The organism is Streptomyces vulcanius (assembly GCF_042653945.1).
Classification (GTDB): Bacteria; Actinomycetota; Actinomycetes; order Streptomycetales; family Streptomycetaceae; genus Streptomyces; species Streptomyces mangrovi.
Genome location: NZ_JBHSFK010000014.1, coordinates 61,517 through 75,725, shown reverse-complemented (window position 1 = coordinate 75,725; position 14,209 = coordinate 61,517). Strand labels below are relative to the sequence as shown.

The 14,209-nt window shown below is 73.4% G+C and carries 13 protein-coding genes and 1 pseudogene; 6 read left to right on the top strand and 8 right to left on the bottom strand.

Going from position 1 to position 14,209, the window contains the following annotated elements; genetic code table 11:
- Positions 1-115: 115 nt before the first annotated feature.
- A pseudogene (locus ACFPIH_RS22230) lies at positions 116-1,477 on the bottom strand (sensor histidine kinase); the annotation flags it as partial.
- 300 nt (positions 1,478-1,777) lie between these two features.
- Between ACFPIH_RS22230 and ACFPIH_RS22225 the strand changes: the two are divergent.
- From ACFPIH_RS22225 to ACFPIH_RS22215, 3 genes are read left to right on the top strand one after another with little or no spacing between them, the layout of a single operon-like run.
- Positions 1,778-2,635: a MaoC/PaaZ C-terminal domain-containing protein gene (locus ACFPIH_RS22225; protein WP_381164396.1), complete on the top strand. Its 858-nt coding sequence runs from the start codon at positions 1,778-1,780 to the stop codon at positions 2,633-2,635.
- A gap of 41 nt (positions 2,636-2,676) precedes the next feature.
- Positions 2,677-3,753: a Zn-dependent alcohol dehydrogenase gene (locus ACFPIH_RS22220; RefSeq protein ID WP_381164399.1), complete on the top strand. Its 1,077-nt coding sequence runs from the start codon at positions 2,677-2,679 to the stop codon at positions 3,751-3,753.
- 16 nt (positions 3,754-3,769) lie between these two features.
- Positions 3,770-4,717 (top strand): 3-oxoacyl-ACP reductase, encoded by a 948-nt coding sequence (locus tag ACFPIH_RS22215; protein ID WP_381164402.1) that lies wholly within the window; start codon positions 3,770-3,772, stop codon positions 4,715-4,717.
- Positions 4,718-4,784: 67 nt separating this feature from the next.
- Here ACFPIH_RS22215 and ACFPIH_RS22210 read toward each other — a convergent pair whose 3' ends face one another.
- Entirely contained in the window at positions 4,785-4,943 is a 159-nt protein-coding gene (locus ACFPIH_RS22210; RefSeq protein ID WP_381164405.1) for a hypothetical protein, read from the bottom strand.
- Positions 4,944-5,039: 96 nt separating this feature from the next.
- Positions 5,040-6,269: a hypothetical protein gene (locus tag ACFPIH_RS22205; protein WP_381164653.1), complete on the bottom strand. Its 1,230-nt coding sequence runs from the start codon at positions 6,267-6,269 to the stop codon at positions 5,040-5,042.
- A 203-nt stretch (positions 6,270-6,472) separates the two neighbouring features.
- On the opposite strand from ACFPIH_RS22205, the gene ACFPIH_RS22200 reads away from it, so the two are divergent.
- From ACFPIH_RS22200 to ACFPIH_RS22190, 3 genes are read left to right on the top strand one after another with little or no spacing between them, the layout of a single operon-like run.
- A complete protein-coding gene (locus ACFPIH_RS22200) occupies positions 6,473-7,312 on the top strand; it encodes a Nif3-like dinuclear metal center hexameric protein (RefSeq protein WP_381164408.1) in 840 nt (279 codons plus the stop codon).
- Positions 7,309-8,052 (top strand): zinc ribbon domain-containing protein, encoded by a 744-nt coding sequence (locus ACFPIH_RS22195; RefSeq protein WP_381164656.1) that lies wholly within the window; start codon positions 7,309-7,311, stop codon positions 8,050-8,052. Before ACFPIH_RS22200 ends, ACFPIH_RS22195 begins: the two co-directional genes overlap by 4 nt.
- A gap of 11 nt (positions 8,053-8,063) precedes the next feature.
- Positions 8,064-9,572, top strand: a complete 1,509-nt coding sequence (locus tag ACFPIH_RS22190; RefSeq protein ID WP_381164411.1) for a bifunctional RNase H/acid phosphatase — start codon at positions 8,064-8,066, stop codon at positions 9,570-9,572.
- On the opposite strand, the gene eda is transcribed toward ACFPIH_RS22190, so the two are convergent.
- From eda to ACFPIH_RS22165, 5 genes are all read right to left on the bottom strand, one after another.
- On the bottom strand, positions 9,544-10,203 hold the full coding sequence (gene eda, locus ACFPIH_RS22185) for a bifunctional 4-hydroxy-2-oxoglutarate aldolase/2-dehydro-3-deoxy-phosphogluconate aldolase (protein ID WP_381164414.1): 660 nt from the start codon (positions 10,201-10,203) through the stop codon (positions 9,544-9,546). The two genes, ACFPIH_RS22190 and eda, sit on opposite strands and share 29 nt — an antisense overlap.
- 86 nt (positions 10,204-10,289) lie before the next feature.
- Positions 10,290-11,072 (bottom strand): peroxide stress protein YaaA, encoded by a 783-nt coding sequence (gene yaaA / locus ACFPIH_RS22180; RefSeq protein WP_381164417.1) that lies wholly within the window; start codon positions 11,070-11,072, stop codon positions 10,290-10,292.
- A gap of 107 nt (positions 11,073-11,179) precedes the next feature.
- Entirely contained in the window at positions 11,180-11,773 is a 594-nt protein-coding gene (locus ACFPIH_RS22175; RefSeq protein ID WP_381164420.1) for a hypothetical protein, read from the bottom strand.
- Entirely contained in the window at positions 11,770-12,525 is a 756-nt protein-coding gene (locus ACFPIH_RS22170; RefSeq protein ID WP_381164423.1) for a MerR family transcriptional regulator, read from the bottom strand. Before ACFPIH_RS22170 ends, ACFPIH_RS22175 begins: the two co-directional genes overlap by 4 nt.
- Positions 12,526-12,558: 33 nt before the next feature.
- Complete coding sequence (locus ACFPIH_RS22165; protein WP_381164426.1) at positions 12,559-14,169, bottom strand: FAD-dependent monooxygenase; 1,611 nt, start codon at positions 14,167-14,169, stop codon at positions 12,559-12,561.
- Positions 14,170-14,209: the final 40 nt, after the last annotated feature.

The window sequence follows — 14,209 nt, the reverse complement described above, 5'->3', positions numbered from 1 at the left end:
CTACCGGCAGCTCCGCCGGGGCCGCCGGGGCCGCCGTGGGAGTAGTCCTGCCGGTATCTCCGCCGGGAGCCCTGCCGGGGCCTCCGTGGGGGAGTCCTACCGGCAGCTCCGCCGGGGCCTCCGTGGGGAGTTCCGCCGTGACGGTGAAGCCGCCGCGCGGCCCGGGGCCCGCCGTCAGGGAGCCGCCCGCCGCCGCGAGGCGTTCGCGCAGGCCGGTGAGACCGGTGCCGCCTGTGCGGTAGCCCCGCACGCCCGCACTGTGGACACCCGTGCCCGCACTGTGGACACCCGTGCCCGCGCCGCGCTCTTCCGTGCCTGGGCGGTAGTCCTCCGTGCCTGTGCGGCAGTCCTTCGTGCCCGCGCCGCCGTCGTCCGGGGCGGCGCCGTCGTCCTCCGGGCCCGCGCCGCAGGCACCCGTGCCGTTGTCCGTGACCGTGAGGCGGGTGCGTTCCGTGGTGCCGGTCACCGTGATCTCGCAGCGGGTGGCGCCGCTGTGCCGGACGACGTTGGTGACCGCCTCCCGCACCACCCAGCCCAGCAGGGCCGCCGTCTGCGGCTCCGGCGGGGTGCCGGACTGGTTGACGCAAGGCTCCATGCCCGCCGCCGTCAGCGCCGAGCGCGCCTGGTCCAGCTCGGTCGGCAGACTGCCCTCGCGGTAGCCGGTGACCGCCTCGCGTATCTCCGTCAGGGCCTGGCGGCCCACCGACTCGATGTCCGTGATCTGCGAGAGCGCCGCGTCCATGTCGCGGGGCGCGAGCCTGCGCGCCGCCTCCGACTTGACGACGATCACCGACAGGGTGTGGCCGAGCAGGTCGTGCAGGTCGCGGGAGAACCGCAGCCGCTCCTTCTCGACCGCCCGGTGGGCCAGCTCCTCGCGGGCCGCGCGCAGCTCCCGCACCGCCTCGGAGAGGGAGAGGATCGCGGCCGTCACCATGGTCGAGATCCAGGTGGCGTAGGCGATGGTCAGGCCGTTCCAGCCGTCGTGGACGCAGGCGATCACGCCCGCGAGGACCGCGACGGCCGTGCCCAGGCTGCGCAGCAGGTCGCCGCGCAGGACGGCGCCCGTCGCGAGGCCGAACAGCGGCAGGAAGAGCAGCCAGCTGCCGCCGTAGGCGAGGGCGAGGGCGCAGGCCACCGTGCCGAGACCGGCGAGGGCCAGCCGGGTCGCGAGGGCGTCGCGGCGGTCCTTGGCGAACGCGTGGAAGGCGACGTAGATGTACAGCGAGTTGAAGGCCAGCACGCCCAGGCCGCCGATCCAGGGGTTCGCGGTCTTGCCCTGGAAGAGGTTGGAGAAGGCGCCCATCCCCATCAGCAGCCACGGCAGCAGGGAGAAGCCGTTGGCCGGCGGGCCGGGTTCCTCCGGGACCCGCCCGGCCTTGCGGGCGGCCCGGTACTCGGCCTTGCAGCGCTCCTTGTCGGCCTTCCACCGCCGCTGCCGTTCCAGCGCGGCGGTCCAGCGGTGCCTCACCTCAGCCATCATGGTCGTGTCCCTTCCCCCGGGGCGTGCTTGCGTTCTCGTCCTCGACGCTACGTTCCCGGGCGCCGGACCGGCAGGTCGGGAAGTCATCGACCCCGCAGTACAAATGTCACGGCCGCCGGGAGCCGGCCCCCCGCGTCTGACACACCGTCAGGAGCCTTCACAACTGTGGAGCGCTCGGCTATACAGGGGGCGCCGGACTGGAACGCGTTCTAGATCGGCCATCGTGACGACCTCGGCACGGCCGACGGTGCGGACGGCCGCGCCGAGGTCTTGGACACCTCAGGAGCCAGGAGCCCCATGCCCATCGACGCAGCGAAGGCCCTCGCCGCCGAACCCCGGTCCGGCGAGATCACCTGGGACCGCAAGGACGTCCAGCTCTACCACCTCGGCATCGGCGCCGGCACCCCCGCCACCGACCTCGACGAGCTGCGCTACACCCTGGAGTCCCGGCTGCACGTCCTGCCGAGCTTCGCCACCGTCGCGGGCAACGGCTCGCCCGGGGTGATCAGCGGCCTGTCCATGCCCGGCGTCGACGTCGATCTCGCCCGCGTCCTGCACGGCGGACAGCGCCTGGAGATCCACCGAGCGCTCCCGGCGGAGGGCCGCGCCACCGCCACCGGGCGCATCGCCGCCGTGTACGACAAGGGCAAGGCCGCCGTTCTCGTCATGCGCACCGAGGTCGCCGACGCCGACGGCCCGCTGTGGACCAACGACGCCCAGATCTTCGTACGGGGGGAGGGCGGCTGGGGCGGCGACCGCGGGCCCTCCGCCCGTCTCGAACCGCCCGCCGGGGAGCCGGACCGGACGGTCGAGCGTGCCGTCCGCGAGGACCAGGCGCTGCTCTACCGGCTCTCCGGCGACTACAACCCACTGCACGCCGACCCCGAGTTCGCCAAGCGCGCCGGGTTCGACCGGCCCATCCTGCACGGCCTGTGCACCTACGGCATCACGCTCAAGGCGGTCGTCGACACCCTGCTCGACGGCGACGTGACCAGGGTGCGCTCGTACACCACCCGCTTCGCCGGGGTCGTCTTCCCCGGCGAGACCCTGCGCATCCGTCTGTGGCGGGGGGAGGGCGAGGTACGGGTGGCCGTGAGCGCCGTCGAGAGGGACGACGCGCCCGTCCTCGCCGACACGATCGTCGAACACTCCTGAACCCGGGAAGCCCGTAGGCAGCTTTTGAGGGGAGCCGCACCATGCGCGCAGCCGTACTGCACGAGATCGGCCAGGACAAGCTGGAGGTCCTCGACGACGTCGAGGCGGTGGGCTTCGGCCCGGGCAGGGTCAGGATCCGGGTGCGCGCCACCGGGCTGTGCCACTCCGACCTCTCCGCGATGGGCGGGGTGCTGCCGCAGCCCGCGCCGTTCGTGCCCGGCCACGAGGGCGCGGGCGAGATCCTGGAGGTCGGCGAGGGCGTCAGCGGACTCAAGCCCGGCGACCGGGTCGTGGTCTGCTGGCTGCCGGCCTGCGGCGCCTGTCCCGCCTGCAAGCGGGGTCAGACCGAGCTGTGCCTGGCCGGGTTCATGAACGCGGGCACCCCCAACTTCCGCCGCCCGGGCGGGGATCTGTTCGGCATGGCGGGGACCGGCACCTTCGCCGAGGAGGTCGTGGTGGACGCCCGCTGCGCCGTCCCGATCCCCGACGACGTGCCCTTCGACATCGCCGCGCTGATCGGGTGCGGGGTCACCACCGGACTGGGCGCCGCGCTCAACACCGCCGACCTGGAGGCCGGTTCGTCCGTCGCCGTGATCGGCTGCGGCGGGGTCGGCATCTCCGCGATCCAGGGCGCGCGGCTCAGGGGCGCCGCCGAGATCGTCGCCGTCGACCCGGTCGCCTCCCGTCGCGAGGCCGCGCTCAAGTTCGGCGCCACGAAGGCGGTTTCACCCGAGGAGCTGGCCGAGACCAAGCAACTCGTCACCGGGGGCGAGGGGTTCGACTACGTCTTCGAGGTCGTCGGCCGCTCCGCCACCGCCCGCACCGCCTACGAGAACACCCGGCGCGGCGGCACCCTGGTCGTCGTCGGCGCGGGCGCCCTGGACGACTTCCTCAAACTCAGCATGTTCGAGCTGTTCTTCGACGAGAAGCGCATCCTGCCCTCCATGTACGGCGGCGGGGACGTGCTGCGCTCCTACGAGCGGACCATCGCCCTGTGGCGGGCCGGCCGGATCGACCTGACCGAGCTGATCACGCACCGCGTCCCGCTCGCCGAGATCAACGAGGCGCTGGACCAGATGCGTTCCGGGACCGCGCTGCGGACCTGCATAGAGATCTGAAGGGCGGGCGTTACCCATGGCGTTGCTGCCACTGGAAGGGCTGTCGGCGATCGTCACCGGCGCCGGGCGCGGGCTCGGCCGGGCCGAGGCGCTCGAACTCGCGAGGCTCGGCGCGGCCGTCGTCGTCAACGACTACGGGCAGCCCGGGCGGGACGGCTCGGGCGAGGCGTCGGCCGGTCCGGCGGAGGAGGTCGCGGCGGAGATCCGGGCGGCCGGAGGCACCGCACTCGTCCACACCGGGGATGTGTCCGACTTCCAACAGGCCCGCGAACTGGTCGAGTTGGCCATCGAAACGTTCGGCAAGCTGGACGTCGTCGTCAACAACGCGGGCATCCTGCGCGACCGTATGGTCTTCTCCCTCACCGAGGGCGAGTGGGACGCGGTGATCCGGGTCCATCTCAAGGGGCACTTCAACACCACCCGGTTCGCCGCCGCGCACTGGCGGGAGCGGTCCAAGGCGGCGGGCGCGCCGGTGTACGGGCGGATCGTGAACACCTCGTCGGAGGCGTTCCTGGCCGGGTCGGCCGGACAGCCCAACTACGCGGCGGCGAAGGGCGGAATCGTCGGGCTGACGACCTCCTCGGCCCTCGCGCTCGGCAAGTACGGCGTGACGGTCAACGCGATCTGCCCACGCGCCCGCACCCGGATGACCGAGGACGTCTTCGCCGGGTTCGAGGAGCCGGCCGAAGGGCTCGACCCGCTCGCGCCCGAGCATGTCGCCCCGCTCGTCGGGTATTTGGCGTCACCGGCCGCCGCGCGCGTCAACGGACAGCTGCTCGTCGTGCACGGGGGGATGGTCGCGGTCGTCGAACGGCCGCGTGTGCAGGTGAAGTTCGACAGCAAGGAGGACGTGTTCGGCTTCGAGGAGCTGGAGACGGTCCTGGGCACGCACTTCGCGGAGCGACCGGAGGGCGAGACGTTCGGGGCGGCGGAGGTGCTGGGCCTGAAGAGAGGCAGGGAATAAAGGAGCAGCGGGAGATGTGTGAAGGGGCCCCGCCGCCCATGGACGGCGGGGCCCCTTCGGCGTACTGTCAGGCAGCGGCCTCGGCCGATTCATCGGCCGACTTGCGGTGCCTGCCCTGGGGGGCCGAGTCGCCTTCGTGGGCGGAGACCGGGCCTCGGTGCCGGCCGTGACCTGCCGTCTCCTGGGAGTCGGCGGACAGCGGCTGCGTGGTGCTTGCGTCGCTCATCTGGAGAGTTCACCCCGTCAACATGATCTTTCTTACAGCGGGGAGATTTTATCCAGCGCCCCACGGGGGGTATCCAGACGGCCGGGCCAACCGCAGCTAGTTTGTTACAAGTCTGCCGAACGGGGCCTGTTGCAGAGGCACCGGCCGGGGTGTGACGGGCTCCGGTTCCGGCTCCGGGCAAGCGGGTTCGGGCGGGGGCGCGAGGGCCGGCGGGGTAAGCCGCGCCACCCCGCAGGGCTCCGCCTCCGTGGCGTACGGCAGCCGCAGCACACCGTCCGGTGTCCACAGCCCACTGCCCGCCAACCAGCCGTCGGGCGCCGCGAGTTGGTGCAGCCTCCGCTCCGCCGGGCGCCACACGCCGACCCAGCTGCCGAACGGGCCCTCGATGCGCAGCGCCACCGCGCAGGCCTCCGGGAGCAGCATCTGCCCCGGCTGGATCGCGAACGGCGTGAGGGTGCGGCCGGGCAGCCGCAGGGACTCCGGGAAACGGACCGGGAGCGTGCTGCCGAGGACGCCCCAGCCCAGCCGGGACTCGCCGGGGGAGGGCGCGTCCGAGGCGATGAGCAGCAGCCCGCTGTCGCTGTCGGCGAGCAGCAGCCGGTCGTCGCTCTCGGCGGCGATCTGGAGCAGCGGTGACACCTCGCCGCCGCGCTCCAGGTCCACCACGACCGTCTTGGTCCGGCCGCCCACCTCGCGGTCCAGCGCGAGCATCCGGCCCGTGTGGTCCAGCCAGACGCCGCCCGAGCAGCGGCCCGGGATCTCCGCGAGGTGCTCGGGCCCGAAGGCGCCGCCCGCCACCTGCCACACGGCGGTGCTGTGCCGCCCGACGGCCAGGGCGTACGCCCGCTCGCCGCAGGGCGCCGGGGACAGCAGCCGCAGGCGAGTGCCCTCGTCCCGGCACTCCACGGCGCCGAGCGGGAGTTCACCGGTGCCGGGGTCGGTCGGGTACAGCAGGGAGAAGGCGTGCCGCCCCGCCACGAACCGCCGGACCAGGACCCGTCCGTCGCCCATCGGCTGCACCTCCGTGCCGGGCTCCTCCGGCTGGTGGGCGGGCAGCGGCACGGCGTACGGCTCGGGGCCGTCGAGGGTCCAGCGCTCCGGGAACCAGGCGTCGGCGCGGGCGTCCAGCGCGAGGCGCGCCGCGTAGGTGCCGCCCGCCGTGATCACACAGGGTGCGTCCGCCGCTCCTCCGGGCGTCCCCTCCTCGTACGCCACTCCGCCATACGTCTCCTCCTCGTACGCCGCTCCGCCACACGTCTCTTCATCCGCACCGTCCGCCGCGTCCGTCGCGTTCTCCGCGGGTGGTTCGATCGCACAGGCCGGCATCGTCATCGGTTCGCCACCTCCGGCGACGAAGCTAGTTTTCGCACGCACGGACGTGGGACCACGTGGCGGGGGCTTCGCCCGTAAGAGTGGTGCAGAAGCGATTCGCCGGAGGTCGGCGGAAGCGTTGTGCATCACGCGTCGCCCGCTCGGCCGCGGGCCGTACGGGGTTCGGCCCAGGCAGGCGGCCAGGTAGCCTTGCCCCCGTGCCCCGTCTGTCTGAAGTCATCGCCGCGCTGGAGAACCTGTGGCCCGCCGAGCGGGCCGAGTCCTGGGACGCGGTCGGCACCGTCGTGGGCGAGCCCGGTCAGGACGTCTCCCGGGTGCTGTTCGCGGTCGACCCGGTACAGGACGTCGTGGCGGAAGCGGTGAAACTGGGCGCCGACCTGCTGGTCACACACCACCCGCTGTATCTGCGCGGGACGACGACCGTCGCGGCCTCCACCTTCAAGGGCCGGGTCGTGCACACCCTCATCAAGAACGACATCGCGCTGCACGTCGCCCACACCAACGCCGACACCGCCGACCCGGGTGTCAGCGACGCCCTCGCCGGCGCCCTCGACCTGCGGGTCGTAGGGCCCCTCGTGCCGGACCCGACCGACCCCGACGGGCGGCGCGGACTCGGCCGGATCTGCGAGCTGGACCACCCGCTCACCGTCCGCGAGCTCGCCGCCCGTGCCGCCGAGCGACTGCCCGCGACCGCGCAGGGCATCCGGGTGGCCGGCGACCCGGACGCGCCCGTGCGCACGGTCGCCGTCAGCGGCGGCTCCGGCGACAGCCTCTTCGCGCAGGTGCGCGCGGCCGGCGTGGACGCCTTCCTCACCGCCGACCTGCGCCACCACCCGGTGTCCGAGGCGGTCGCCCAGAGCCCTCTCGCGCTGCTCGACGCGGCGCACTGGGCCACCGAGTGGCCCTGGTGCGAGCTGGCCGCAGCCCAGCTCGACCAGATCTCCGACCGGAACGGATGGGGACTGCGCGTCCACGTCTCGACGACGGTCACCGACCCCTGGACCAGTCACTCCCCTTCACCTGGAGCCCCCAACTGAACGCCGCGCCCGCCGACCAGATCCGACTTCTCGACGTCCAGTCATTCGACGCCCGCCTCCAGCAGCTCGCGTACAAGCGGCGGTCGCTGCCCGAGCACGCCGAGATCGAGTCGCTGACCAAGGACCTGACGCAACTGCGCGACCTGCTCGTGGCAGCGCAGACCGAGGAGAGCGACACCGCCCGCGAGCAGACCAAGGCCGAGCAGGACGTCGACCAGGTCCGCCAGCGTGCCACCCGCGACCAGCAGCGGCTCGACTCCGGTGCCGTCACCTCGCCCAAGGACCTGGAGAACCTCCAGAAGGAGATCGTCTCCCTCGCCAAGCGCCAGGGCGACCTCGAGGACGTCGTCCTGGAGGTCATGGAGCGCCGCGAGGCCGCGCAGGAGCGGGCCGCCGAGCTGACCGAGCGGGTCGGCGCGGTCCAGGGGAAGATCGACGACGCGACCGCGCGCCGCGAGGCCGCCGTCGAGGAGATCGACGGCGAGATCGCCACCGCCACCAAGGAGCGCGAGGTCGTCGCCGCGTCCATCCCCGCCGACCTGCTCAAGCTGTACGACAAGCTGCGCGACCAGCAGGGCGGGGTCGGCGCGGCCAAGCTGTACGCGCGCACCTGCCAGGGCTGCCGGCAGGAGCTGGCCATCACCGAGCTGAGCGAGATCCGGCAGGCCGCGCCCGACACCGTCATCCGGTGCGAGAACTGCCGCCGCATCCTGGTGCGCACCTCCGAGTCCGGGCTCTGAGGGCCGGCGACGTGCGGGAGTTCATCGTCGAGGCCGACGGCGGGTCGCGGGGCAACCCGGGGCCCGCGGGCTACGGCAGCGTGGTGATCGACGCGGCGACGGGGGAGACGCTCGTCGAGCGCGCCGAGTACATCGGCGTCGCCACGAACAACGTCGCCGAGTACCGGGGCCTGCTGGCCGGCCTGCGCGCCGCCCGCGAACTCGACCCCGCGGCCTCGGTGCGCGTGCGGATGGACTCCAAGCTCGTCGTCGAGCAGATGTCGGGCCGCTGGAAGATCAAACACCCCGACATGAAGCCGCTCGCCACGGAGGCCGCCCGGGTCCTCCCGCCGGGGCAGGTCACCTACGAGTGGATGCCCCGCGAACAGAACAAACACGCCGACCGCCTGGCCAACGAGGCGATGGACGCGGGCAAGCGCGGCGAACAGTGGGACGCCGGTGCGTCCCGCGCCGCCCTCGACGCCCGCAAGCCCGCCGCACCGGACACCCTCACCCCTACGGGCCCGCCCGGCGACGCGACAGCGGGCGCGGCGAAGGCCCGCGAGGCGCTGGCACGGAGGCGCGAGCCGTCCGACACGGGCCGCACCGCGGGCGGGGAGGCAGGCGTGCGTGGTGCGGGCCGGGAGACCGGGGAGCCCGGTGTGCGTGCTGTGGCCCGGGAGGCCGGGGAGGCCGGTGTGAGTGGCGTGGGTGGCACCGTCGGTTCCGGCTCGCGGGCAGATGCGCCCGGCACCGGCTCGGCCACCGCGGGCGCGGCGTCGGGCGGCGTGGGGCGTTCTGCCTCCGCCTCCGGTGTCGCCAAGGGCGACGACGACCTTCGGGCCGCGAACGCCGTTGCCGCGAACGCCGTTGCCGGGAAACCGTCTGTCGGCTGGGGCTCCGCCCCCGACCTGGGGGCGCCCGCCACCTTCGTGCTGCTGCGGCACGGCGAGACCCCCCTCACCCCCCAGAAACGCTTCTCCGGTCGCGGCGGTACCGATCCCTCGCTCTCCGACGTGGGCCGGGAGCAGGCCGAGCGGGCCGCGGCGGCGCTGGCCCGGCGCGGGACCATCCAGCACATCCTGGCCTCCCCGCTCGCCCGTACCCGGGAGACGGCGGCCGCCGTCGGCGCACGGCTGGGCCTGGAGGTCACCGTCGAGGAAGGTCTGATCGAGACCGACTTCGGCGCCTGGGAGGGCCTCACCTTCGGCGAGGTCCAGCAGCGCCACCCCGACGACCTCACCAAGTGGCTCGCCGACCCCGAGGCCGAACCCACCGGCGGTGGCGAGAGCTTCGCCGCCACCGCCACCCGGATCGCCGCCACCCGTGACGAACTGGTCGCGGCGTACGCCGGCCGCACGGTCCTGCTGGTCACCCACGTGACCCCGATCAAGACCCTCGTACGGCTCGCCCTGGGCGCCCCGCCCGAGTCCCTGTTCCGGATGGAACTCTCGGCGGCCTCCCTCTCCGCGGTGGCGTACTACGCCGACGGCAACGCCAGCGTCCGCCTCTTCAACGACACGTCCCACCTGCGTCCCTGAGGTACGAGGCGGCGCGCGCCAGCCCCTCGATCCGCCCCCAGTCCCGCGCCGCCACCGCCTCCGCCGGCACCATCCAGGTACCGCCCACACAGCCGACGTTGGGCAGTGCCAGATACTCCGCCGCGTTGTCCGGGCCGACCCCGCCCGTGGGGCAGAAGCGGGCCTGCGGCAACGGCCCGGCGATGGCCTTCAGATACGGCGTCCCGCCCGCCGCCTCCGCCGGGAAGAACTTCATCTCCCGCACCCCGCGCTCGAGCAGCGCCACCACCTCCGACACGGTCGACACCCCCGGCAGGAACGGCACCCCCGACTCCCGCATCGCCGTCAGCAGGACGTCCGTCCAGCCGGGGCTCACCAGGAACCGCGCCCCCGCCGTCGTACACGCCGTCACCTGCTCCGGGGTGATCACCGTCCCGGCCCCGACGACCGCCTCCGGGACCGCCCCGGAGATCTCCCGGATCGCCTCCAGCGCGACCGGTGTCCGCAGCGTCACCTCGATCGCGGGCAGCCCGCCCGCGACCAGCGCCCGGGCCAGCGGTACGGCGGCGGAGACGTCGTCGAGGACCACCACGGGCACGACCGGGGCCAGATTCATCACCGCGGCGGCGGAAAGGGTCAGGGGAGAGACCATGCGGCTCATACTGCCCTCGGTGTGCAGCATGCGCAAAGGACGTTGCGCATGCTGCAACGGCCCCGAACGCACTGCGACAGCCCTGCTCAGGTCACCTCGTCCACCAGCACGTCCAGCGTCCAGACCGCCCCCGCCCGCGCCGGCTCCCGCACCTCCACCACGTACCCCAGCTCCCGCAGCGCCGTCACCAGCTCGGCGGGACCCTTCGGCGCGATACCGGCCGCCAGCAGACTCCGCACGATCCGCCCCTTCGTCGCCTTGTTGAAATGGCTGACGACCTTCCGGGTCGGCGCGTGCAGCACCCGTACGGTCGCCGTCCGCCCCGCCAGCTCACCCTTCGGCTTCCACGCCGCCGCGTACGCCGACGACCTCAGGTCGAGCACCAGCCCGTCCCCGGCCGCCTCCGGCAGCACCGCCGCCATCGGCGCCCGCCAGTGCCCGCCCAGCGCCCCGAGGCCGGGCAGCTTCACACCCATCGAGCAGCGGTACGACGGGATGCGGTCCGTCACCCGGACGGCACCCCACAACCCCGAGAACACCAGCAGCGACCGCGCCGCGCGCCGCTTCGCCGCCGCGTCCAGCGAGGCCAGGCCGAGGGCGTCGTACAGGACACCCGTGTAGACCTCCCCGGCCGGTCGCGCGCCCGCCGTGCGCAGTCCGGTGTTCTTCGCGATCTCGCCGCGCAGCCCCTCGCTCAGCCCCAGGACCTCCTGGGCCTTCCCCTCGTCGCCGAGGCACAGCTCGACGAGTTCGTTCAGTACGGCCTCCCGCGCGGCGGCGAGCCCCGGCAGGGACAGGGACTCCGGCTTCAGCGGTGCGCCACGGCCGGAGCCGGCCTTGCCTTCGGACGGGGGCAGCAGGACGAGCACAAATTCTCCTTCTCTTGAGGTCTCCTGAGTTCCCTTGAGTTCTGTTGAGACCTCTCGAACTCCGGAACAGCGTACGGCGCGCCCCCGAAGCCCCCCTACGGGCCGCCTTACCGAGGCGGGACCGGTGGTGCGCTTCGCGCCCGCGTGACGGCTTCGACGAGGCCACGGGGGTCGTCGGCGTGCAGGCGTATCACCGTGACGTCCCGGCGACGGCCGAGGAAGGTGAAGTGGGCGACCGGCCCGGCCAGTTCGAGAGTGACGGAGGTCTGCGAGCCGACCGGGAGGTTCAGCTCCCCGTCGGTGCCCTCGTGCGTGGTGCGCGGCTCGCGCCGTACGGCGGCGATCAGCTCCAGCGGGACGCGGAGGTCGACGTGCGCGGCCTGGCGGATGCGCAGGGCGTCGTGGTGGAGGACATGCGGGCGGACCGTCCAGGCGGCGTACAGCCCGGCCAGGAACAGGACGGTGTACAGGTCCAGGACCAGCACCACCCGGTGCGCGGTGGGCCAGCCGCGCAGCAGCACGGACATGGTGAACGTCTCGATCACGCACACGAACAGGAACCCGGCCATCACCGCGCCCTGCCCCCGCGCGTACCCGAACGCCCGCCCGTCACCGATCCCGTGCCGCCGCCGGGCCACCCACAGTGCCAGGCTCGCCAGCAGCCGCGCCTCGTGCCGGACGAGGGCTGGGAGGACCTTCATCGGCTCTCCTCCGTGAGAATGCGCATCGCCCGGCGGATCGCCGCCGCCTGCGCGGGCGCGAAGTCGGCGTAGAAGGCGCGCAGGAAGCTGCTGTCGTGGTCGATGCGGGCCGGGTCGGGGAGCAGTTCGCGCGGGGTGCAGTCGGCGAGCCGGCGGGCGGCGGTCTCCACCCGGGGGTCGGCGGGGTCGGCGTCGGCGAGGGAGTCGAGCAGCGCGTACGCCTCGTTGGCCAGGGCCACCGCCTCCGGCGTCGCCACGACCGCGCCGACCGCCGCCAGCAGTTGCTCCCGCACCTCGGGTGTCGCGGCCGTCTCGATCAGGGCGAGCACCTCGCGGTCCTTGGCGGCCATGGGGGAGTCCGCCACGTGGTCCGCGGTGCGTGCGAAGAGCGCGGCGAGCTCGGGCGACACCGGTCCCTCGGCGGGCAACGCCTCGGCCGCCAGCAGCACCCGCAGCCGGGCCCGGCGCTCCCGGATCGCCGCCTCCTGCCGGGCCAGGTCCTCGTCGAGCTCGGTGAGCACCTCGACGAGGTCCTTGCCCGCGTCGTCGGCGAGGACGTCCCGCACCTCCGCCAACCCGAGGCCCAGCTCGGTCAGCCGCCGGATCCGGGCGAGTACGACGGCGTGCCGCAGGGTGTAGTCCCGGTAGCCGTTCGCGCGCCGCTCGGGCTCGGGCAGCAGGCCCAGGTGGTGGTAGTGCCGGACGGTCCGCGTGGTGACGCCGACGGCCTCGGCGAGTTCTCCGATCCGCATGCGACCAGTAGAGAGGTTGACGCCGCGGCAGGGTCAAGCGCGGGTGGGGGCGCCGAACCAGACGGCCAGCGCGTCCGCCGGCCCCTCGCCGTCACCGGTGTCCGCCGCCCACGCCACATACCCGTCCGGCCGCACGAGCAGCGCGGCGAGCCCGGGCCGGGCGGGACAGGCGACGGTCCGTACGTCCACCCGGTCCGCGTACCCCTCGGCCCGGGCGCGCAGCTTGTCGTCGTCCGCCAGGTCGAGCAGCAGTCCGCGTCCGCCGAGCAGCCGGTCGGCGAGCCGGGTGCCGTCGGAGAGTTCCAGGTCGGGGGCGCTGCGGCCGGTGAGCGGATGGTCGCCCGGGAGGTCGTAGTGCTGCCAGACCCCGGAGATCCTCTTCACCAGGTACGTCGTGCCGTCGACCGTGCCCGCCATACCGGTCACCACCTCGCGCAGGGCGCGGGCGTGCGGCTCGGGGCGCATCAGCGCGATCTGGGCGCGGGTCCACTCCAGCACCCAGGCGCCGATCGGATGCCGTTCGGCCGTGTACGTGTCGAGCAGTCCCTCGGGCGCGGTGCCGCGCACCACGGCCGCCAGCTTCCAGCCGAGGTTCACGGCGTCCCCCATGCCGAGGTTCAGGCCCTGGCCGCCGAACGGCGAGTGCACATGCGCCGCGTCGCCCGCGAGCAGCACCCGTCCCCTGCGGTAGTCGGTGGCCTGACGGCAGTTGTCGGTGAACCGGGTCGCCGTGCGCACCTCGGTCACGGTGACGTCCGCGCCCGTGACCCGGCGCACGCTGCCGGTCAGCTCCTCGGCGGTCACCGGCGCCGAGCGGTCGACGGGCGGCCCGTCGAACTCGACGGTGAGGATCCGGCCGGGCAGGGGCCCGTGGGCGTACGTCCCGGTGGCGGTGGTGTTCCAGCCGACCTTCAGCTCCTCGGCGCCGGTCATCGTGACGAGCGCCTGGTAGCCGGTGATCTCCGGGGCGGTGCCGGGGAAGTCGAACCCGGCGAGCTTGCGGACGGTACTGCGGCCTCCGTCGCATCCGACGAGCCAGGAGGCGCGTACCTCGTGGGTGGGCGATTCGGTGGGGGAACCGGCCGGTGACTCGGTGGGTGATTCAGTGGGCGTGAGGCGTACGGTGACGCCGTCGTCGTAGGTGTCGAAACCGGTTACCTCCACCTCCCGCCGCAGCTCCACGCCGAGTTCGCGGGCGCGGTCGGCGAGCAGCCGTTCGAGCGAGGCCTGCAGGATCAGGCCCACGTCGCCGGCCGGGCCGAGGTCGGCGAAGGCCGGGTCGGAGTCGTCGAGCAGGTCGGCGGTGAGCGGGATCGCGGCGAAGTGCCCGGCGAACTTCGGCGGCGGCACGGCGCCACCCTCGCCCTGGTTGTTCTTGTTGTTCTTGCTGTTTCTGATGAACTCCCGGAACCGGCTCATCGCCGCCTCCTGCACCGCCGTGAGCGCCGGGAGCAGGCCGCGCCGGTAGAGGGCGACGGCCGTGGGGATGTTGACCGACCCCGCCTTGATCGTCTCGTCCACCTCCGCCAGCCGCTCCACGACCAGCGTCCGCGTCCCGCCGAGCGCCAGCTCGCAGGCGAGCATCAGGCCGACGGGCCCCGCGCCGGCCACCACCACGTCGTAATCCGTGTCTTCCGTCCTCATGGACTTCACTGTAGTCACTAAAAGTTTGTGTGCGCTATAG